At 63.4% G+C, this 17,827-nt stretch carries 18 protein-coding genes; 9 read left to right on the top strand and 9 right to left on the bottom strand.

Annotated features, from left to right (window positions below; translation table 11 throughout):
• Nucleotides 1-125 precede the first annotated feature (125 nt).
• The 5 genes from NQE15_RS19390 to NQE15_RS19370 all read left to right on the top strand — a co-directional run bounded on the left by NQE15_RS19390 (nucleotide 126) and on the right by NQE15_RS19370 (nucleotide 4,932).
• A complete protein-coding gene (locus NQE15_RS19390; RefSeq protein ID WP_265943848.1) occupies nucleotides 126-1,424 on the top strand; it encodes a TolC family protein in 1,299 nt (432 codons plus the stop codon).
• Nucleotides 1,421-2,668, top strand: coding sequence for an efflux RND transporter periplasmic adaptor subunit (locus tag NQE15_RS19385; RefSeq protein ID WP_265943846.1), 1,248 nt, complete (start codon nucleotides 1,421-1,423; stop codon nucleotides 2,666-2,668). The genes NQE15_RS19390 and NQE15_RS19385 overlap by 4 nt, the downstream gene beginning before the upstream one ends.
• Entirely contained in the window at nucleotides 2,668-3,369 is a 702-nt protein-coding gene (locus tag NQE15_RS19380) for an ABC transporter ATP-binding protein (protein WP_265943844.1), read from the top strand. The genes NQE15_RS19385 and NQE15_RS19380 overlap by 1 nt, the downstream gene beginning before the upstream one ends.
• Nucleotides 3,363-4,583 (top strand): ABC transporter permease, encoded by a 1,221-nt coding sequence (locus tag NQE15_RS19375; protein WP_265943842.1) that lies wholly within the window; start codon nucleotides 3,363-3,365, stop codon nucleotides 4,581-4,583. The genes NQE15_RS19380 and NQE15_RS19375 overlap by 7 nt, the downstream gene beginning before the upstream one ends.
• A gap of 70 nt (nucleotides 4,584-4,653) precedes the next feature.
• Nucleotides 4,654-4,932: an acylphosphatase gene (locus tag NQE15_RS19370; protein ID WP_265943840.1), complete on the top strand. Its 279-nt coding sequence runs from the start codon at nucleotides 4,654-4,656 to the stop codon at nucleotides 4,930-4,932.
• 9 nt (nucleotides 4,933-4,941) lie between these two features.
• Here NQE15_RS19370 and NQE15_RS19365 read toward each other — a convergent pair whose 3' ends face one another.
• The 7 genes from NQE15_RS19365 to NQE15_RS19335 are packed head-to-tail and all read right to left on the bottom strand — an operon-like array spanning nucleotide 4,942 to nucleotide 10,042.
• Nucleotides 4,942-5,391, bottom strand: coding sequence for a MaoC family dehydratase (locus NQE15_RS19365; protein ID WP_265943838.1), 450 nt, complete (start codon nucleotides 5,389-5,391; stop codon nucleotides 4,942-4,944).
• 13 nt (nucleotides 5,392-5,404) lie between these two features.
• On the bottom strand, nucleotides 5,405-6,373 hold the full coding sequence (locus tag NQE15_RS19360; RefSeq protein ID WP_265943836.1) for a CapA family protein: 969 nt from the start codon (nucleotides 6,371-6,373) through the stop codon (nucleotides 5,405-5,407).
• Nucleotides 6,370-6,771, bottom strand: coding sequence for a hypothetical protein (locus NQE15_RS19355; protein ID WP_265943834.1), 402 nt, complete (start codon nucleotides 6,769-6,771; stop codon nucleotides 6,370-6,372). Before NQE15_RS19355 ends, NQE15_RS19360 begins: the two co-directional genes overlap by 4 nt.
• Entirely contained in the window at nucleotides 6,755-7,435 is a 681-nt protein-coding gene (locus tag NQE15_RS19350) for a YbaY family lipoprotein (RefSeq protein ID WP_265943832.1), read from the bottom strand. Before NQE15_RS19350 ends, NQE15_RS19355 begins: the two co-directional genes overlap by 17 nt.
• Nucleotides 7,432-8,169 (bottom strand): arginyltransferase, encoded by a 738-nt coding sequence (locus NQE15_RS19345; protein WP_265943830.1) that lies wholly within the window; start codon nucleotides 8,167-8,169, stop codon nucleotides 7,432-7,434. The genes NQE15_RS19350 and NQE15_RS19345 overlap by 4 nt, the downstream gene beginning before the upstream one ends.
• 3 nt (nucleotides 8,170-8,172) lie before the next feature.
• The gene (aat, locus tag NQE15_RS19340) at nucleotides 8,173-8,877 is read right to left on the bottom strand and encodes a leucyl/phenylalanyl-tRNA--protein transferase (RefSeq protein WP_265943828.1); all 705 of its coding nucleotides are present in this window, start codon (nucleotides 8,875-8,877) and stop codon (nucleotides 8,173-8,175) included.
• Between the two features lie 16 nt (nucleotides 8,878-8,893).
• Nucleotides 8,894-10,042: an ABC transporter ATP-binding protein gene (locus NQE15_RS19335; RefSeq protein ID WP_265943826.1), complete on the bottom strand. Its 1,149-nt coding sequence runs from the start codon at nucleotides 10,040-10,042 to the stop codon at nucleotides 8,894-8,896.
• Nucleotides 10,043-10,072: 30 nt separating this feature from the next.
• Between NQE15_RS19335 and NQE15_RS19330 the strand changes: the two genes are divergently transcribed.
• Nucleotides 10,073-11,710, top strand: coding sequence for an ABC transporter permease (locus NQE15_RS19330; RefSeq protein WP_265943825.1), 1,638 nt, complete (start codon nucleotides 10,073-10,075; stop codon nucleotides 11,708-11,710).
• A 264-nt stretch (nucleotides 11,711-11,974) separates the two neighbouring features.
• On the opposite strand, the gene NQE15_RS19325 is transcribed toward NQE15_RS19330, so the two are convergent.
• Both NQE15_RS19325 and NQE15_RS19320 read right to left on the bottom strand, forming a co-directional pair.
• Entirely contained in the window at nucleotides 11,975-12,991 is a 1,017-nt protein-coding gene (locus NQE15_RS19325) for a Fe(3+) ABC transporter substrate-binding protein (RefSeq protein ID WP_265943823.1), read from the bottom strand.
• Nucleotides 12,992-13,109: 118 nt separating this feature from the next.
• On the bottom strand, nucleotides 13,110-13,619 hold the full coding sequence (locus NQE15_RS19320; protein ID WP_265943821.1) for a C40 family peptidase: 510 nt from the start codon (nucleotides 13,617-13,619) through the stop codon (nucleotides 13,110-13,112).
• Between the two features lie 121 nt (nucleotides 13,620-13,740).
• On the opposite strand from NQE15_RS19320, the gene NQE15_RS19315 reads away from it, so the two are divergent.
• Genes NQE15_RS19315 through NQE15_RS19305 form a run of 3 tightly spaced genes read left to right on the top strand, consistent with a single transcriptional unit; the run spans nucleotide 13,741 to nucleotide 17,795 of the window.
• A complete protein-coding gene (locus NQE15_RS19315; protein ID WP_265943819.1) occupies nucleotides 13,741-14,736 on the top strand; it encodes an oxidoreductase in 996 nt (331 codons plus the stop codon).
• Between the two features lies 1 nt (nucleotide 14,737).
• Entirely contained in the window at nucleotides 14,738-15,853 is a 1,116-nt protein-coding gene (locus NQE15_RS19310) for a diguanylate cyclase (RefSeq protein ID WP_265943817.1), read from the top strand.
• A gap of 49 nt (nucleotides 15,854-15,902) precedes the next feature.
• Nucleotides 15,903-17,795 (top strand): propionate--CoA ligase, encoded by a 1,893-nt coding sequence (locus NQE15_RS19305; RefSeq protein ID WP_265943815.1) that lies wholly within the window; start codon nucleotides 15,903-15,905, stop codon nucleotides 17,793-17,795.
• The last annotated feature ends 32 nt before the right edge of the window (nucleotides 17,796-17,827 follow it).

The raw sequence follows: 17,827 nt of genomic DNA, 5'->3' as shown, positions 1-17,827 counted from the left end.
TCGCGCGCCGCTCCGGCTAAACTAGCGGCCATGTCGAATCCATTTAGCCGATCATTTGCCTTGTTGTGCTGCCTGAGCCTTCCCGCCCTGGCCGGCGGGCTGAACGACCCTTTGATACCGAGGGCATGGCACCGCTCCGGCCGTCGCCGCAACTGGCCGCCCGCGTCGGCGAAGCGCCCTGTGCCACCGAGATTCCAGCCACGCCGCTGACGGCCATCGATGCCGTCGACCTCGCCCTTTGCAACAATCCGCAGACCCGCGAAGTGTGGGCTGCGGCGCGCGTTCAGGCGGCGCAGGTCGGGGTCGCCCAGGCGGCCTGGCTGCCCGGTCTCGATGCCCGGCTGAGCACCGGCCGCACGGTCAGCGAAGGGCGCGGCACCAATCAGAGTAGCGCGGCGCTGACCTTGTCTTGGCTGGTTTTCGATTTCGGCCAGCGCTCGGCCAATATCGAGAATGCCCGGCAATTGCTGAATGCCGCGGCCTCGACCCAGAATGCCACGGTCCAGAGTCTCTTCCTGGCGGCACTGCAAACCTATTACACGGCCCAGGCGACACGGGCGGCGGTGATCTCTACCGGCGAGGCAGAACGCGCGGCGCGCGAGAGCTTTGCCGCTGCCGATGCCCGTTACAACGTTGGCGTCGGCACCCCGGCCGACCGGCTGCAGGCGCAGACGGCGCTGTCGCAGGCGACGCTGAACCGGATCCGGGCCGAGGGCGACGCCCGGAACGCGCTTGGCGCATTGGCCAACGCGATGGGTTTCGACGCCCAGCAGCGGATGGCCCTGGCCGAGATTCCGGCGGTGATGCCCGATGCCGCCTTCCAGCGCGATGTCGACGCGCTGATTGCCGATGCCCGGGCGCGCCGCCCCGATCTGCAGGCCGCCGAAGCCCAGGTCAAGGCCGCCGAAGCCAGTGTCGACCTGGCCCGGGCCCAGGGCCGCCCGACCCTGTCGCTGGCGACCGATCCGACCTGGCAGGATGTCGGCGGCGTCGTCAGCAACGGTGGCAATGTCGGGCTGACCCTCAACGTGCCGCTGTTCACGGGTTTCGACACCACCTACCGCGTCCGCTCGGCGGCGGCGCAGGCCGAAGTCCGGGCGGCGCAGCGCGACCGGCTGCGGTCGCAGGTGGCGCTCGATGTCTGGCGTGCCTACCAGAGCCTGACCACGGCCACCCAGAGCCTGAAAACGACGGCCGATCTGGTGGCCAGCGCCGAGCAGTCGGAGCGCGTCGCCCTCGGTCGCTACAGGGCTGGCGTCGGCACCGTGCTTGAACTGCTGACGGCGCAAAGCGCCCTGGCCAGTGCCCGCCTGCAGCGCATTCAGGCTGAACTCGACTGGAATGTTTTCCGCGCCACCTTGGCCCAGACCATGGGCGCGCTCGATTACACGCTGCTGCAACCGGCAGCGGAAGGAAGACCATGAAACGCATCAGCAAGATTATTCTCGGCGTCGCCATTGCCGGCAGCCTGATCGGCGGCGGCGTCTGGTACGCCAAGCAGCGTGCCGCGCAGAACCCGGAAACCCGGTACAAGCTGGCGAGCGTCGAAAAGGGCGACGTCACGCAAACCGTTTCAGCCAACGGCACCTTGAACCCGGTCGTGCTGGTCAGCGTCGGGACGCAGGTCTCCGGTACCGTGAAGAAGCTCTATGTCGATTTCAACGATACGGTGAAAAAGGGGCAGCCCCTGCTCGAACTCGACGATGCACTGGTTTCGGCGACCGAGCGGCAAAGCGCGGCGAGTGTCGCCAATGCCCAGGCCACCCTGGAACTGGCCCAGGTCAACGAGGTGCGTATCCGGCAGCTGTTAGCCCAGGAATATGTTTCGAAACAGGAGTACGACCAGTCCCGCCAGGCCCTGAAGTCGGCACAGGCCCAATTGGCTCTGGCGCGGGCGCAGAACGAGCGCGACCGGGCCAACCTCAATTTCACGGTGATCCGTTCGCCGGTCGATGGCGTCGTCGTCGACCGCGTCGTCGATCTCGGTCAGACGGTAGCGGCCAGCTTCCAGACGCCGGTGCTGATCAAGATCGCCCAGGATCTTTCCGAGATGCGCATCGACACCAGCTTCGCCGAAGCCGATATCGGCCTGATCCGCGAGGGCCAGAAGGCGCGCTTCACCGTCGATGCCTTCCCCAACCGCAGCTTCATCGGCGACGTGCAGCAGATTCGCCTGAACCCGACCAATCAGCAGAACGTCGTCACCTACAACGTCCGGATCAATGTTGCCAACCCGGAACTGGTCTTGCTGCCGGGCATGACGGCCTACGTCAATATCGCTGTCCAGAAGCGCGATGATGTGCTGCTGGTGCCGAATGCCGCGCTGCGCTTCAAGCCGGCCGACGCTGCCGACAAGAAGCCGGAGAATGGGCAGAAGGTCCAGGCGGTGGCCGGGGCTCCGGCGCCGGCGGCTGCTCCGGAGGGTGGTGGCACGCGTGGGCCGCGCGGGGCGGGGGCTGGCAAGGGCAAGAAGCGCGACGGCCAGAGCGGCACGGTCCATGTGCTGCAGGACGGCGAAATCAAGCCGGTCAGCGTCCAGCTCGGTATTACCGACAACCGCAATACAGAGATCGTCGGCGGCGACCTGAAGGCCGGCGATCGCATCGTTACCGGCGAGAATTCGAACGGCGTCAAGCCGCCGTCCAGCGTCGGCATGCGGATGTTCTGATGACCGAGTCCGTCATCCGGGTCGTCGGCCTGGGCAAGTCGTACGAAACCGCCGCCGGCTTGTTCCCGGCGCTGCGCGGCGTCAATCTGGACGTCGGGCCGGGCGAGTACATCGCGATCATGGGGCCTTCCGGTTCGGGTAAATCGACCTTCATGAACCTGCTTGGCTGCCTCGATACGCCGACCATCGGCGATTACTATCTGACCGGCCACAACGTCGCCCATCTCGACAAGGATGCCCTGGCCATCCTGCGCAACCGGACGCTGGGCTTCGTCTTCCAGGGCTTCAACCTGCTGCCGCGGATGAGCCTGCAGGACAATGTCGCGCTGCCGCTGGTCTATGCCGGCGCCGACAAAGAAAGTCGCCGTGCCTCCGCCCGCGAGTTGCTCGACAAGGTCGGCCTCGGCAAGTATGCCGAGTCGTTGCCCAGCCGCATTTCCGGCGGCCAGCAGCAGCGCGTCGCGATCGCCCGTGCCCTGGTCAACAAGCCGCGTCTGATTCTCGCTGACGAGCCGACCGGCAATCTCGACAGCCACACCAGCGAAGAAATCATGCGCCTGTTCGGCGAACTCAACGCCGAAGGGATCACCATCGTGCTGGTCACCCACGAGCCGGACATCGCGGCCCACGCCAAGCGCCAGGTCAAGTTTCTCGACGGCGAGATCGTCGGCGACCACCTGACGGAGCACGCGCCATGCTGAAAGCCATGCTCAGCGAAGCCTGGCTGGCGATGGGTGCCAACCGCCTGCGCACGGCGCTGACCATGCTCGGCATGGTGATCGGCGTCGGTGCCGTGGTCATCATGCTGGCCATCGGACAGGGCGCGCAGTACGCCGTGCAGCAGACGATCAGCACCATGGGCTCCAACCTCTTCATCGTGCTCGCCGGCTCCTCGACGACCGCCGGCGTGCGCAGCGGGTCGGCCGGCGGGCCGACGCTCAACGTTGCCGATGCCGAGGCGATTAGCGAACTCGATGGGGTGGCCAATGTGGCGCCGACCCATCAGGGCACACGACAACTGGTCTATGGCTCGCAGAACTGGAGTTCCCAGGTCGTGGGGACGACGCCGTCCTATCTCGAGGCACGCGCCTGGAATATCGTCAATGGCGCTGCCTTCGGCGATTCCGATGTGCGCTCCTCGACCCGCGTCGCCCTGATCGGCAAGACCGTCGCCCAGAACCTGTTCGGCGACGAAGACCCGGTCGGCAAGACGATGCGCATCCTGCAGAATCCATTTACGGTGATTGGTGTGCTCGGCAGCAAGGGGCAGAACCTCGATGGGCGCGACCAGGACGACACCGTGATCATTCCGCTCAGCACCGCCCAGCGCAAGGTATTCGGCACGCCCTTCCTGGGCTCGGTGCGGATGATCATGGTCCAGGCCGAATCGGCCGAGGCGATGCCGCGCGCCATGGACAGCGTCACCACGCTGTTGCGCCAGCGCCACCGTCTGCGCGACGGGGTGCCCGACGACTTCTTCATGCGCAACCTGTCAGCCGCCGCCGAATCCGAAGCCGAGACGACGCGCACGATGTCGATCCTGCTCGGTGCCATCGCCTCGATTTCGCTGCTCGTCGGCGGCATCGGCATCATGAATATCATGCTCGTCTCGGTCACCGAGCGGACGCGCGAAATCGGCATCCGGATGGCGATCGGCGCACGCCAGCAAGATATCCTGACCCAGTTCCTGCTCGAGGCGGTAATGATTTCCTTCGCCGGCTGCCTGCTTGGCCTGGTGCTCGGGCTGGCCATCGCGCTCGGCATCAACATCGTCACCGGCATGGTCGTCGTCATTTCCGGCACTGCCGCGCTGGTTGCCTTCGCGGTGGCGGCTGCGGTCGGCATCTTCTTCGGCTGGTATCCGGCGCGCAAGGCGGCGCAGCTCGACCCGATCGAGGCCTTGCGCTACCAGTGATTCCGGCCGCTCTTGGCAGGACGGAGCCTTTTCGCTATCAAGACACATTCGGTTGCCGGGGGAGAAAGTCATGGCGGACAGCAAGCGTCATCTGATCATCGAAGGTCGCGTCCAGGGCGTCGGCTATCGCCACGCGATGGCCACCCAGGCCCTACGGCTGGGCATTTCCGGCTGGGTGCGCAACCGCCGCGACGGCACGGTGGAAGCCATGCTCTGCGGCGAGGAGGGTGCCGTCGCCGAGTTGATCGCCTGGGCCGGGCGCGGGCCGATGCATGCCCGCGTCGATCAGGTCAGGACGGCCCTCGGGGAAGGTGAGTTCGTCGGCTTCGTGCAGCGCGAAACCGAGTGAGCGACAGGCTCAGGCCGGCCGCCGCTTGAGCAGGTGGATGACGATGAAACTCAACACCACCTCGCCGCGCTGATTGACGGCGTGATACTTCAGGCGGGCGATGCCGCGGTCCGGCTTCGAATTCGAGGGTCGCGCCTCGAGCACTTCGATCTCGCTATGCAGCGTGTCACCCGGCCGCACCGGCGCCAGCCAGCGCAGTTCGTCGATGCCCGGCGAGCCCATGCTCGAATCGGCAAGCAGGCCGGACTGGATGAACAGCCGGAAACAGATTGCCAGGCTCTGAAAACCGCTGGCGATCAGGCCGCCATAGGGCGAGTCGGCCGCGGCATTGGCATCGAGATGAAAGGCCTGCGGGTCGTAGCGCCAGGCGAAATCGATGATCTCGGCTTCGGTCAAGGTCAGACCGGGCGTCGTGAAACGCTGGCCGGGGGTCAGGTCGTCGAGGTAGCGGGTGTCCATGCGGCGTTTCTCCCTAGGGGTTCAGACATTCGGAAACCTGCGTGTCGCCGCCTCGGCCGCAGGGCGTGAATGCTCCGGATACCGGGTAGGGCGTACCTTCGTCGTCGATCTGGGCGGCCAGGGTGTCCCAGAAGATCACGCCGCTCTTGTCTAGTTTCAGGCGCAGCAGCCAGCCGCGCTTGGCGGCCGGGGTGTCCTCGAAGCCGTCGAAGACGAAATTGCCCAGGCTGTAGACGATCGGCTTGCCCTGGTATATTTCGGCGCCCTGGGTGACGTGCGGGTGGCCGCCGACGACCAGGCTGGCGCCTTCGTCGATCATCCGGCGGGCCAGGGTTTTCTGGCGCTCGCTGGGGTCGGCTTCGCGTTCCCAGCCCCAGTGCATGAAGGGGATCACGAGGTCGGCGCCGGCAGCCTTGGCGCTGCGGATGTCGCTGATCACCTGGTCGTCTTCGCTCCAGGCGATGCCGGGCCAGTTGGCGCCGGCCTCGAAGGAGCGCGGCTTGAATTCGTTGTAGGCGAGGACGGCGATTTTCAGGCCCTTGCGCTCGATCCACAGCGGCCGGTGGGCTTCGACCAGGTTGCGGCCGCCGCCGAAGTGAGCGATGCCGGCATTGTCGAGATGCTGCATGGTGTCGAGAAAGGCCTCGTGGCCGTAGTCGCCGGAGTGGTTGTTGGCCAGCGCGACGGCGTCGAAGCGGCTGTGCAGCACCGGCAGCGCGCCCGGTTTGGCGCGGAAGCTGTAAATCTTGTTATCGAGCGGGGTGCCGCTTTCGGCTACCGGGCATTCGAGGTTGCCGATGCGGTAGTCGGCGGCCTTGAGAATGTCGGCGAAGGGCTGCAGCGGGTCGCCACCCTGGGCGATCAGGCGGCCGGGGCCATCGTCGAGCATGATGTCGCCGGCGAAGATCAGAGTGACCGGTTCGGCGTGCAGTTCGAGCGCCAGGAGCAGCAGGGCGGCCGATGCCCAGGATTTCCGGCTCATGTCGCTGCTCCCACGCGCAATTCGCACCAGTATTGCAGTTCACCGTCACGGACCGGTTCATAGACGTATTGCAGGCCGGTGAAACCGTGCTTGGCGCGATTGGCGGCGGTCGACGGGTGGCTGGCCTGATGGATGATGACCGGGCCGCTGTCGCGGTCGGCGTAGGCGTAGAGCTTGATGCCGGCGAGGTCGGCCGGTTCCTGGCGGTAGACGATGCGGAACAGGAAGTAGGAGCCCATGGCGACCGGTGCCTCGTTGTAGGGCGAGGCGCTGGGCCGGGCTTCGACGATCTGGGTTTGCCCGCCGTAGGTCAGGTGGCAGGCGACAGTATCGGCCTCGGCTATGGTTGCGGCGCCGGCCAGGGCGCCGAGCAGGACTGCCCTAGCCCGCCTTGGCACGGGCAACCTGTTTGAGCTGGATGTCGACCGGGTTGGGTTCGCCGTTGCGTAGCGCCGGATAGGCTTTGTCGCTGGCGAGGAGCAGTTTGCCGCGGCTTTCGACGCGGGCGGAGACGGTGACCCGTGCCGACTTGCCGATCAGGTCGCGGTCGATGGTGGTCGAGAAGGCGATCGGCACCTGGCGGCCGCCGAGTTCGATACGCTGTTCGGCCAGGGTGCGCGCCCGTGCGCCAGGGCGGGTGTCCTGAACGCGGACGACGAGGATGGCGTCGGGCGGCAGGACGATGCGCAGGCGATAGCTGACGCTGCCGGTGATGTCGAGGAAGCTGCTGACCGCGGGCGCGGTGTTGGTCGGCTGTGCCAAGGGAACTGCACCTTGGGTGCAGCGCCGGACGTTGCCCTTGCCGTCCTCGAAAACGGCCTCGTTGTCCCTGGTGTGCACGCGGATGTCGTCGGCCCGGTAGAGCGCCCCCGAAGCGGCCGGGACTTGCGGCAAGGTCAGGTCGCCATCGGCGAAGTGCAGGGTGGCTTGCGGCCGCCCGTCGCTACCGGTCGAAAACGAAAGGTCGATGCGGCTGCCGTTGTCGCAGCCATAGGGCAGGCGCTCGCCGTCGGCGAGGGCGGTCAGAGGTAAGAACAGGAGCGGGAGGTACTTGAGTTTCATGCGGGATCCGTGAGTCGTTGCCATTCGCCATCGATGAGGCCTTCGATGGGCTGGAAGTCTTTCTTGTAGGCCATTTTCCGGCTTTCGCCGATCCAGTAGCCGAGATAGAGATAGGGCAGGCCGATGGCCCGGCATTGCTGGGCCTGCCAGAGAATGTTGTAGGCCCCGAAACTGGCGCCGTGAATGTCGGGGTCGTAGAAGGTGTAGACCGATGACAGTCCGTCGTCGAGAACGTCGATCAGGCTGACCATGCGCACAATGCCGGCTTCCGAGAACTCGATCAGTCGGGTGTCCACGCGGCTTTGCAGCAGGAATTGGGCGTACTGCTCGTGGCTGTCCTCGTCCATGCCGCCGCCGGGATGGCGGGTCCGTTGGTAGCGGTTGTAGAGCGCGTAGTGGGCGTCGTTGAAGATCAGCGGCATTTCGCGCGCCTGAAGATTGGCGTGCTTTTTCCAGGCCCGGCGCTGGCTGCGATTGGGTTTGAGTGCTTCGACCGGCAGGCGGACCGGGGTGCATGCCCGGCAGCTGTCACAGTGCGGGCGGTAGGTGAAGATGCCGCTGCGCCGGAAGCCGGCGCGGACCAGCGAACTGTAGATTTCGGGGCCGATCAGGTGGGCCGGGGTGGCGACCTGCGAGCGCGCCTGGCGGTCCGGCAGGTAGCTGCACGGATAGGGCGAGGTGGCATAGAACTGGAGCAGCGAGAAGGGCAGCTCGGCGTCGTCGGGCAGGGCCATGGCTTACCAGTCCGGATTCAGGGCGGCGACCGACCATGTGGTGCGCGAGGTCGGCTCCGCCGTCAATGCCAGCAAACGGCCGAGAAAGGCCCGGCGTGGAATTTCTCGGCCGCCGAGGGAGGCGAGGTGGTCGGTACGCATCTGGCAATCGATCATCGCGAAGTGGTTGGCCGAAAGATAGCGGATCAAGTGAGCGAAGGCGACTTTCGAGGCGTTGCTGCAACGCGAGAACATCGATTCTCCGTAGAACATGCGACCGATGGCCAAACCGTACAACCCGCCGGCCAAGTCGCCTTCGACATAGGTTTCGACCGAATGTGCCCAGCCGAGTTCATGCAGCCGGATGTAGGCGTCCATCATGTCGGGCGTGATCCAGGTGCCGTCCTGTCCGGGGCGCGTGGTGGCAGCGCAGGAGGCGATGACGCCGGCAAAGTCGTGGTCGAAGCGGACCTCGAAACGACCGGTGCGCAGGGTTCTACGCAGCGAGCGGCTGAGGCGGAATTCCTCGGGGAAAAGCACCATCCGCGGGTCCGGGCTATACCACAAGGGTTGGCCCTCGACGGTGCCCCAGGGAAAGATGCCACGGCTGTAGGCATCGAGCAGGCGGGCCGGAGAGAGGTCGCCGCCGACTGCGAGCAGACCGCCCATGTCGGCGCGGCTCGCCTCGACTGGAGGAAAGACGTCGAGCGGGCCGAGAAAGGGGATCATCGAACGCGCAGGGTGATTAGCGGGCGCTGTTATCGGGGTGCCAGGTGATCGGCTTGGCTTGTTGCTCGAGCTTTATCTCGCAGGCCGGATCGTCGCATTCGTCGTGCTTCTTGAAGGCAATGACGTGGTCGGCATCGAGCCGGATGCCAATCCGCTCGCCCAGGGCATGGTTGTGATGCGAGGGAACCAGCGACAGCACCTCGGTGCCGCTGGCCAGGCGCAAGGTGTAGAGAATGTCGGCGCCGCGGAAGGCCTTGTGCAGCACCTCAGCGTGCACCGGGCTGGCATCGTCATGAACGATGTCGTCCGGACGGAGCAGGATGTCGACCCGGCAACCGTTGTCGCAGTGGTCGCAGGTCTCGTTACACTCGACCGGGGTGTCGGAAACCAAGGTGCCGAGTTCCATTTTGACGCTGTTGTTGTCGCCGACGGTGCCGGTGACCAGCACGCCCTGGCCGATGAAGTCGGCGACGAAGCGGTTGGCCGGCCGATGGTAAAGGTTGTAGGGGACGTCCCATTGCTGGATGCGGCCTTCGTACATCAGGCCGATTTCGTCGGCCATGGCGAAGGCTTCGTGCTGGTCGTGGGTGACCATGATGGCGGTCGAACCCTCGCGCTTGAGAATTTCGCGGACCTCGACCGAGAGTCGTTCGCGCAGGCCGACATCGAGATTGGAGAAGGGCTCGTCGAGCAGGATAAGTTCCGGTCGCGGCGCCAGGGCGCGGGCCAGGGCGACCCGCTGCTGCTGGCCGCCGGAAAGTTCGTGCGGATACTTTTCACCCTGGCCGCCGAGGCCGACCGTGGCGAGCAATTGCCGGACCCGCAGGTGAACATCTTCCTGCGGCTTGCGGCCGAGCCCGAAGGCGACGTTTTCCTCGATGCTGAGGTGGGGAAACAGCGCATAGTCCTGAAAGACCATGCCGATCCGCCGCTTTTCCGGGGCGACGCGCTGGCCGGCCCGACTGACCACTTCGCCGTGCAGGCGAATCTCGCCGCCGGCGATGTCTTCGAAGCCGGCGATACAGCGCAGCAGTGTCGTCTTGCCGCAGCCGGAGGGGCCGAGCAGGCAGGCGATCTGGCCGGTTTCCAGCCGAAAATTAACACCGTCGACGACGGTGTGCTTGCCGTAGCGTTGGATTACGCCATTTAGTTCAATTTGGGCCATAGCGGTCGATTATAATTCGCATTCACTCCCATGCGCGCAGCCCAATATTCCCCCCTGTTGATTGTCGGTTTCGTTGTTGCACTGCTCGCCGGGTTGCCGGTGGCCAGCGTTGGCCTGAACCTCTTTGCCGGCGGCACGAGTGCCACCTGGTCGCACCTGGCCCAGACCGTCCTCCCGGAATACATTCAGAACTCGCTTTTGCTCTGTCTGGGCGTCGGCTGTGGCGTTGGGGTGGTCGGCGTGGCAACCGCCTGGCTGACTTCGATGCATGATTTTCCTGGTCGGCGCATCTTCGATTGGGCGATGGTCCTACCGCTCGCCATGCCGGCCTATGTCATGGCCTATGTCTACACCGATTTCCTGCAGTTCGTCGGGCCGGTACAGACGGCGCTGCGCGAGACCTTCGGCTGGCAGCATGGTGACTACTGGTTTCCGGATATCCGCACTTTGCCCGGTGCCATCCTGATGTTCGTCTGCGTCCTTTATCCCTACGTCTACCTGCTCGCCCGCACGGCCTTCATCGAGCGCGCCAGCGGCATGCTCGAAGCGGCGCGGACGCTGGGCATGGGGCCGTGGCGCGGTTTTTTCGCCGTCTCCCTGCCGCTCGCCCGGCCGGCCATCGTTGCCGGCATCGCGCTGGCGCTGATGGAAACCCTGGCTGACTACGGCACGGTGGCCTATTTCGCGGTCAATACCTTTACCACCGGTATTTACCGCGCCTGGTTCTCGTTGGGCGATCGCATCGCCGCTGCCCAACTGGCGGCGATGCTGCTTGGCTTTGTCCTTTTTCTGCTGATGGCGGAGCGGATATCGCGCGGCAGGGCGCGCTATCACAACACGACTGGTCGCAACCGACCGATGGCGGGGGCGCGCCTCACCGGCATCCCGGCGGCGCTGGCTGTCGTCGCCTGCGCACTGCCGCTGCTGCTCGGCTTCGTCCTGCCGGCCATTTTGCTGTTCAAGATGGCACTGGCCGAAGGCGATGCGCAGTTCGGAGAGCGCTTTCTGGTGCTCTCCCGCAACAGCTTCGTTCTGGCCGGGGTGACGGCCATGATCGGCGTTTTCCTGGCACTGCTGATGGGCTATGGGGCACGTTTGTCGAAAACGGCCTTCGCCAACGGGCTGAACCGCCTGGTCGGACTGGGCTACGCGGTGCCGGGGGCGGTGATCGCGGTCGGCGTGCTGATCCCGGTGACGCGCCTCGACAACTGGCTGGCCGGGCAGTGGGAGCAATGGTTCGGCCACAACCCCGGCTTGTTGCTGACTGGTGGCATCGCGGCACTGATCTATGCCTATCTCGTCCGTTTCCTGGCAGTGGCGCTGCATACCGTCGAATCCAGTCTGGCCAAGATCACCCCCAGCATGGATGACGCGGCGCGCAGCCTCGGTCTGGGGCAGAGCGAAACCCTGCGCCGGGTGCATGCGCCGATGCTGCGAGGCAGCCTGTTTACCGCCGGCCTGCTGGTCTTCGTCGACGTCATGAAGGAACTGCCGGCGACGCTGGTCATGCGCCCCTTCAACTTCGATACCCTGGCGACTCAGGCCTACACGCTGGCTTCCGATGAACGCCTGGCCGAGGCGTCGACCGCCTCGCTGGCAATCGTCGCCGTCGGCCTGCTGCCGCTGATTGCACTCTCGCGGCAGATATCGGCAACCCGCCGGGCCTGATGCCCCGGCGGATTAAGTTTCAAAGCTCCGCGAACGATGGCCATCTAGCCTTTGAAGCAAGCAGTCCGCGGCGGCAAGTCGCGGACACCGTGCATGTTGGCCTTCTCGATGTCGCTGTTATTCCCAAATGGCACGGCTGACGCTCGTTCAGGCGGACAGCCCGAATCGCTGTGACCAGCCGGGGCTTGGCTGAGCAATGCTTTATGGTCCGGTGTCGGCCGAGGAATTCCTGGCCGACAGCAGGACTTTGACGGGGCTTGTTGCCTATTTGAAACCGGCGCGATCGAAAATGATCTGGGCCTTGGCCTGGTACATGGCCAGGTTCTTGACGGGTAGTTTGTCTGCCTTGAACTTGCCAAGCGAATCCAGGCCTGGATTCGAAACTTTGACACTGTCGACCGCCGGCCACTCGTTGTTGCCTTCAGCAAAGTAACGCTGGGCCTGGTCGGAGGCGAGGTATTCGAGGAATTTCACCGCGGCTGCCTTGTTGGGTGCGGTTTTCAGCATGCCGCCGCCGGAAACGTTGATGTGAGTCCCCGTCGTCGCCTGGTTGGGCCACACGACGCCGACCTTTTCCATCAATTTGATATCCTCGGGCTTGTCTGAGCGCAGCAGGCGAGCGACGTAATAGGTGTTGGAAATGGTTACGCCGCATTCGCCAGCGGATACCGCCTTGATCTGATCGGTGTCACCGCCCTTCGGCGAGCGTGCAAAATTGGCGACCATGCCGCGGGCCAGATTCTCGGCCTTGGCTTCACCCTGATGGGCGATGACCGACGCCATCAGCGACAGGTTGTAGGGATGCGAGCCGGAACGGGTGCAGAGCTTGCCTTTCAGTTTCGGGTTGGCGAGGTCTTCGTAGTTCTGGACGTCTTCGGGTTTGACCGTCGATTTGTTGTAGACGATGACTCGGGCGCGGGTCGAGAAGGAATACCAGTCCTCGGCACGCAGATGGGCGGGGATGCGGGTTTCCAGTATTTTCGAGGCGACCGGTGCGAACAGGCCGAGTTCGTGCGCTTTGGCCAGGCGGGCGGCGTCGACCGTCAGGAAAATGTCGGCCGGGCTGTTGGCCCCTTCGTTCTTGATCCGTTCGAGCAGTTCGTCTTCCTTGCCTTCGATCCGATTGATCTTGATGCCGGTCTGCTGGGTGAAATTGGCGTAGAGCGCTTCATCCGTCTGATAGTGGCGGGCAGAGTAAAGGTTGAGCTGCTTTTCGTCGGCCATCGCGGCGTGGCTCAGGGTTAGCACGGTCGTGGCAAGCAGGGCGGGCATCAGTTTCATGCGGCAAACTCCATTGGTCGAATGAGAATGGCCGCAGTGTAAAGTGTGATTTTTATTTTGTAAATGAGAAACGTTAGCAACTGTTGGTGTAAAAAAGCGGCTCGCCGGCCGCTTTCCTTTACTCGCCGTCGATGATTCGGCGGGCCCCGTTGTAGCGTTGCATCCAGTAGCTACTTTCCATGCTTTCGACACGGACTTCGGCGCCGGTGCGCGGTGCGTGCATGAAATGGTTGTCGCCGAGATAGATCCCGACGTGGGAGAAGGCACGGCGCATGGTATTGAAGAAAACCAGGTCGCCCGGCTTCAACTGGCTGGTGTCGATCCGCTGGCCAATTTCGCTCATTTCGCGTGCGGTACGCGGCAGCGCTGCCCCGATGCTGTCCTTGAAGACCAGACGGACGAAACCGCTGCAGTCGAGACCGCTATCTTCGTCGTTGCCACCGAAGCGATAGCGAACACCGACCAACTTCAGCCCCTGCAGGATGACATCCTGTGCGGCGTTGGTGTAACGTTCCAGAAAAGATAGCTGGTCTTCCGGCTTGCGGCTTTGTTCGGCCGCTTGGGCTGCCTCGACACCACCGGAGAGGAGGGCGGCAGCAAGCAGGAATGGGGCTAGGACTTTATGCATAGCTTTGTAATGTATTTGAAAAGAGGGCGAGTGTAAAGACTCGATAAAATCGCCCGCGGTAACTATGTTCATAATCCGTAATTATGAATACAATTTGATCCCCCGAGGAGTGAGGAACACGATGGATTCCTTCAAAGCACTGCTGATTGAGGAACGCGACGGCAAGGCAAGCAGCGCTTTTGTCCGGATGGACGAGGCTCAGCTCGATCCGGGCGAGGTGACCATACGGGTGGCCTACTCGAGCATTAATTACAAGGATGCACTGGCTGCGACGGGCGCCGGGAAAATCATCCGGCGCTTTCCCTGCGTCGGCGGCATCGATCTTTCCGGGACGGTGATTGCCAGTTCGGATGCCCGTTTCAAGGTTGGTGATCCGGTTATAGCCACCAGCTTCGACATCGGTGTCGCGCACCACGGCGGGTACGCCGAGATTGCCCGTGTGCCCGGCGATTGGGTGGTGCCCTTGCCCGAAAACCTAAGTCTGTTTGACGCCATGGCGCTCGGTACGGCAGGCTTTACCGCAGCGCTCGGTATCGTGCGTATGGAAGAAAACGGCTTGCGCCCGGACAAGGGACCGGTGATCGTTACCGGTGCGACCGGCGGCGTCGGCAGCCTGGCTATCGATATGCTTGCCAAGATCGGCTATCACGTGGTGGCGCTCACCGGCAAGGAGAGTGAAGCGGATTACCTGCGCGAACTGGGCGCGGCCGAAGTTATGCTCCGTCAAAGCCTTGATCTCACGAAGATCCGTCCGCTTGACCGCGCCCGCTGGGCAGGTGCGGTCGATAATCTCGGTGGCGACATCCTGGCTTGGATCGCTAGCACCATGGAGCAGGGCGGCACGATCGCCAGTATTGGCCTGGCGGCAAGCATGTCCCTGAATACGACAGTGGCTCCCTTTATCCTGCGCGGGGTGTCCCTGCTCGGGGTTGATTCGGGTTATATCCGCGATCCCTATCGCCGCGGAGTCTGGCAACGCCTGGCCGATGACCTGCGGCCACCGCATCTGGCGGCAATGTCACGCGCCATTTCATTCGATGAGTTGCCGGCGGCTTTCGAGCAATACATTGCCGGTCGGGCGAAAGGCCGCGTTGTCGTCGAGATAGCGGGTGTCTGACGTGGCTGAGCTGCCACGTATTCTCGTCGTCGACGACTCGCGGGTCGTCCGGATATCGCTCATTCAGCATCTGAAGGGATCCTACGAGGTTCGTGAGGAAGGGGATGGCGACGCGGCCTGGCAAACGCTGGTGCTGGATCATTCGATTCGTGCCGTGATTTCCGACCTCCAGATGCCCAAGCTCAACGGCTACGAATTGCTCGAGCGGGTACGGACTTCCAAATTGCGTCGCCTGCAGCAATTGCCTTTCATTCTGGTTTCCGGCGAGGAAACTGAGGAGGAACGGGTCAAGGCCAGGGCTATGGGTGTTTCGGACTTTGTCACGAAGGGTGCAGGAACTGCCGAGATTCTGACGCGCTTGAACAACTTGCTGGCGCTGTCCAATGCCCAGGAAAGCCTCGATGCCGGTCGCGAAGCGATGGTCCAGGATCCGGTCAGCGGCCTGTTTTCAAGAAAATTTCTCGAACTCCAGGTGGCCCAGGCGCTCTCGCATTCGGCACGCCACGGCGTCGATACCAGTGTGATGGTTCTGGGCTTCGACGGCTTTGATGCCATGTGTGAGCGATTCGGTCCGAAAGTCGCCGAAGAAATCGGCAATCGCTTCGCCAAGATGCTGGCCGGCAAAATGCGTCAGGAAGACAGCCTGGGGCATTACGGTGCCGGTCAGTATGCGGTTGTTTCTCCCGGAACGGCGCTGGCGTTCTGTGCGACCTTTGCCGAACGGGTACGCGAGGCGGTCGAAGTGGCCCGTCTTTCGTTGAAGGGGCAAACCGTGGCCTTGACCGTCAGTATCGGTCTGGCCAGCGTGGTAACTGATCAGGTCAATTCGGCCGGAGCCTTGCTCGATAGCGCCGGCCGGCGCATGCAGGAGGCTATGCGGGCGGGGGGCAATCGAACCGAGTCGGGTGGCATCAGTCCGGCGACGCGGCCGATTTCGATCGGTCATGCCCTGGAATTGCTGGCGGCCAATCGACCGGAGCCGGTCAAGCCGCATCTCGATGCGCTGGCCCGACAATTGTTGCCCTTGATCGGTCTGATCAATCAGGAATTGGGTTTGGCTTTGCCGATGGCAGAGATCGAACGCCGTTTGAGTGAACGGAATTCAGCAAAAAAATAATCCGTTCAGTGTTTGTGTAGTGCAGGAAAACCTAAATAGAGGGAGCCCTATGGCGACGTACAAGGAGTTTCACCAGTATTCCATCGAAAAGCCGAACGAGTTCTGGACCGAACAGGCCCAACTCATCGACTGGAAAGAGCCATTTACCCAGGTCTGTGACTATTCCCGTCCGCCGTTTGCCAAGTGGTTCGTCGGCGGCAAGACCAATCTCTGCTACAACGCGGTTGACCGCCACGCGGCCAAGCGGCCGAACGATCGCGCCCTGATCTTCGTTTCCACCGAAACGGACGAGGAGACAGTCTACAGCTTTGCCGAACTGCAGCGCGAAATCGAACGCATGGCGGCGATTTACCAGAGCCTCGGCGTCAAGCGCGGCGACCGCGTACTGATCTACATGCCGATGGTTGCCCAGGCCTGCTTCGCGATTCTGGCTTCGGCACGGATCGGCGCCATTCACTCGGTGGTGTTTGGTGGTTTTGCCTCCGGTTCGCTGGCCACCCGCATCGACGATGCCAAGCCGACGCTGATCGTCTCCAGCGATGCCGGCATGCGCGGTGGCAAGGCGGTGCCCTACAAGCACCTGCTCGACGAAGCGATCGAACTGGCCGAACACAAGCCGGCCAAGGTGCTGATGATCGATCGTGGTCTGGACAAGGAATTCAACAAGGTTGCCGGTCGCGATGTCGACTATGCCACCCTGCGTGCCCAGTTCATGGATGCCAAGGTACCGTGTGAGTGGATGGAGTCCAACGAGCCGTCCTACATCCTCTACACCTCGGGTACGACCGGCAAGCCGAAGGGCGTGCAGCGTGATACCGGCGGTTACGCCGTGGCGCTGGCTTCCTCGATGAAGCACATCTATTGCGGCGGCGAGGGCGAAACCTACTTCTCGACCTCCGATATCGGCTGGGTGGTCGGCCATTCCTACATCATCTACGGTCCGCTGATCGCCGGTATGGCGACGATCATGTACGAAGGCACGCCGCTGCGCCCCGATCCGGGCATCTGGTGGCAGATCGTCGAGAAATACAAGGTCACCGTGATGTTCTCGGCACCGACCGCGGCTCGCGTCCTGAAGAAGCAGGACCCGGCCTATATGCACAAGTACGACCTGTCCTCGCTGAAGCATGTCTTCATGGCCGGCGAGCCGCTTGACCAGCCGACCCACGAATGGTTCATGACTGAACTCGGCAAGCCGGTGATCGACAACTACTGGCAGACCGAAACCGGCTGGCCGATGCTGGCTGCGCTGCCCGGCGTCGAAAACACGCCGATCAAGTACGGCTCGCCGAGCTTCCCGGTTTATGGTTACAACCTGCAGATCTTCCGCGAAGACGGTTCCGTCTGCGATGCCAATGAAAAGGGTATCGCCGCCGTCATTCCGCCGCTGCCGCCCGGCTGTCTGAGCACCGTCTGGGGCCAGGACGACCGTTTCGTCAGCACCTACTTCACGTTGTTCAAGGAGCCGCTGGTTTATTCCTCCTACGACTGGGCGATCAAGGATGACGATGGTTACTTCACCATCCTCGGTCGTACCGACGACGTGATCAACGTCGCCGGTCACCGTCTGGGCACCCGTGAAATCGAGGAAGCCATCCAGAACCATACAGCGATTGCCGAAGTGGCCGTGGTTGGTGTCGACGATAAGCTCAAGGGCCAGGTCCCGATGGCCTTTGCCGTGGTCAAGGATGCCGCCCGCGTGGCGACGCCCGAGTTGGTCAAGGCGCTGGAGAAGGAAGTTTTCGGTACGGTCGACAGCATCCTCGGTGCCATCGGTCGACCGGCCCGCGTGCATTTCGTGACTGGTCTGCCCAAGACCCGCTCCGGCAAGATGCTGCGCCGTTCGCTGCAGGCCCTGGCCGAAGGCCGCGATCCGGGCGATTTGACGACCATCGACGATCCGTCCACGCTGGAGCAGATCAAGAAGGCGCTGGCTAGCTAAAAAAGCCTGTCGTTTTCCAGAAAAAGCCTGCC

Origin of the sequence: Dechloromonas sp. A34 (assembly GCF_026261605.1) — a bacterium.
Lineage (GTDB): Bacteria > Pseudomonadota > Gammaproteobacteria > Burkholderiales > Rhodocyclaceae > Azonexus.
Note: the sequence above shows the minus strand (reverse complement) of the source record. Positions and strands in the feature narration are given on the sequence as shown.

Bases quoted from the DNA above. Each gene is read 5' to 3' on its own strand.
- NQE15_RS19390 (WP_265943848.1), top strand. From the start codon at position 126: ATGGCACCGCTCCGGCCGTCGCCGCAACTGGCCGCCCGCGTCGGCGAA.
- NQE15_RS19385 (WP_265943846.1), top strand. From the start codon at position 1,421: ATGAAACGCATCAGCAAGATTATTCTCGGCGTCGCCATTGCCGGCAGC.
- NQE15_RS19380 (WP_265943844.1), top strand. From the start codon at position 2,668: ATGACCGAGTCCGTCATCCGGGTCGTCGGCCTGGGCAAGTCGTACGAA.
- NQE15_RS19375 (WP_265943842.1), top strand. From the start codon at position 3,363: ATGCTGAAAGCCATGCTCAGCGAAGCCTGGCTGGCGATGGGTGCCAAC.
- NQE15_RS19370 (WP_265943840.1), top strand. From the start codon at position 4,654: ATGGCGGACAGCAAGCGTCATCTGATCATCGAAGGTCGCGTCCAGGGC.
- NQE15_RS19365 (WP_265943838.1), bottom strand. From the start codon at position 5,391: ATGGACACCCGCTACCTCGACGACCTGACCCCCGGCCAGCGTTTCACG.
- NQE15_RS19360 (WP_265943836.1), bottom strand. From the start codon at position 6,373: ATGAGCCGGAAATCCTGGGCATCGGCCGCCCTGCTGCTCCTGGCGCTC.
- NQE15_RS19350 (WP_265943832.1), bottom strand. From the start codon at position 7,435: ATGAAACTCAAGTACCTCCCGCTCCTGTTCTTACCTCTGACCGCCCTC.
- NQE15_RS19345 (WP_265943830.1), bottom strand. From the start codon at position 8,169: ATGGCCCTGCCCGACGACGCCGAGCTGCCCTTCTCGCTGCTCCAGTTC.
- aat (WP_265943828.1), bottom strand. From the start codon at position 8,877: ATGATCCCCTTTCTCGGCCCGCTCGACGTCTTTCCTCCAGTCGAGGCG.
- NQE15_RS19335 (WP_265943826.1), bottom strand. From the start codon at position 10,042: ATGGCCCAAATTGAACTAAATGGCGTAATCCAACGCTACGGCAAGCAC.
- NQE15_RS19330 (WP_265943825.1), top strand. From the start codon at position 10,073: ATGCGCGCAGCCCAATATTCCCCCCTGTTGATTGTCGGTTTCGTTGTT.
- NQE15_RS19325 (WP_265943823.1), bottom strand. From the start codon at position 12,991: ATGAAACTGATGCCCGCCCTGCTTGCCACGACCGTGCTAACCCTGAGC.
- NQE15_RS19320 (WP_265943821.1), bottom strand. From the start codon at position 13,619: ATGCATAAAGTCCTAGCCCCATTCCTGCTTGCTGCCGCCCTCCTCTCC.
- NQE15_RS19315 (WP_265943819.1), top strand. From the start codon at position 13,741: ATGGATTCCTTCAAAGCACTGCTGATTGAGGAACGCGACGGCAAGGCA.
- NQE15_RS19305 (WP_265943815.1), top strand. From the start codon at position 15,903: ATGGCGACGTACAAGGAGTTTCACCAGTATTCCATCGAAAAGCCGAAC.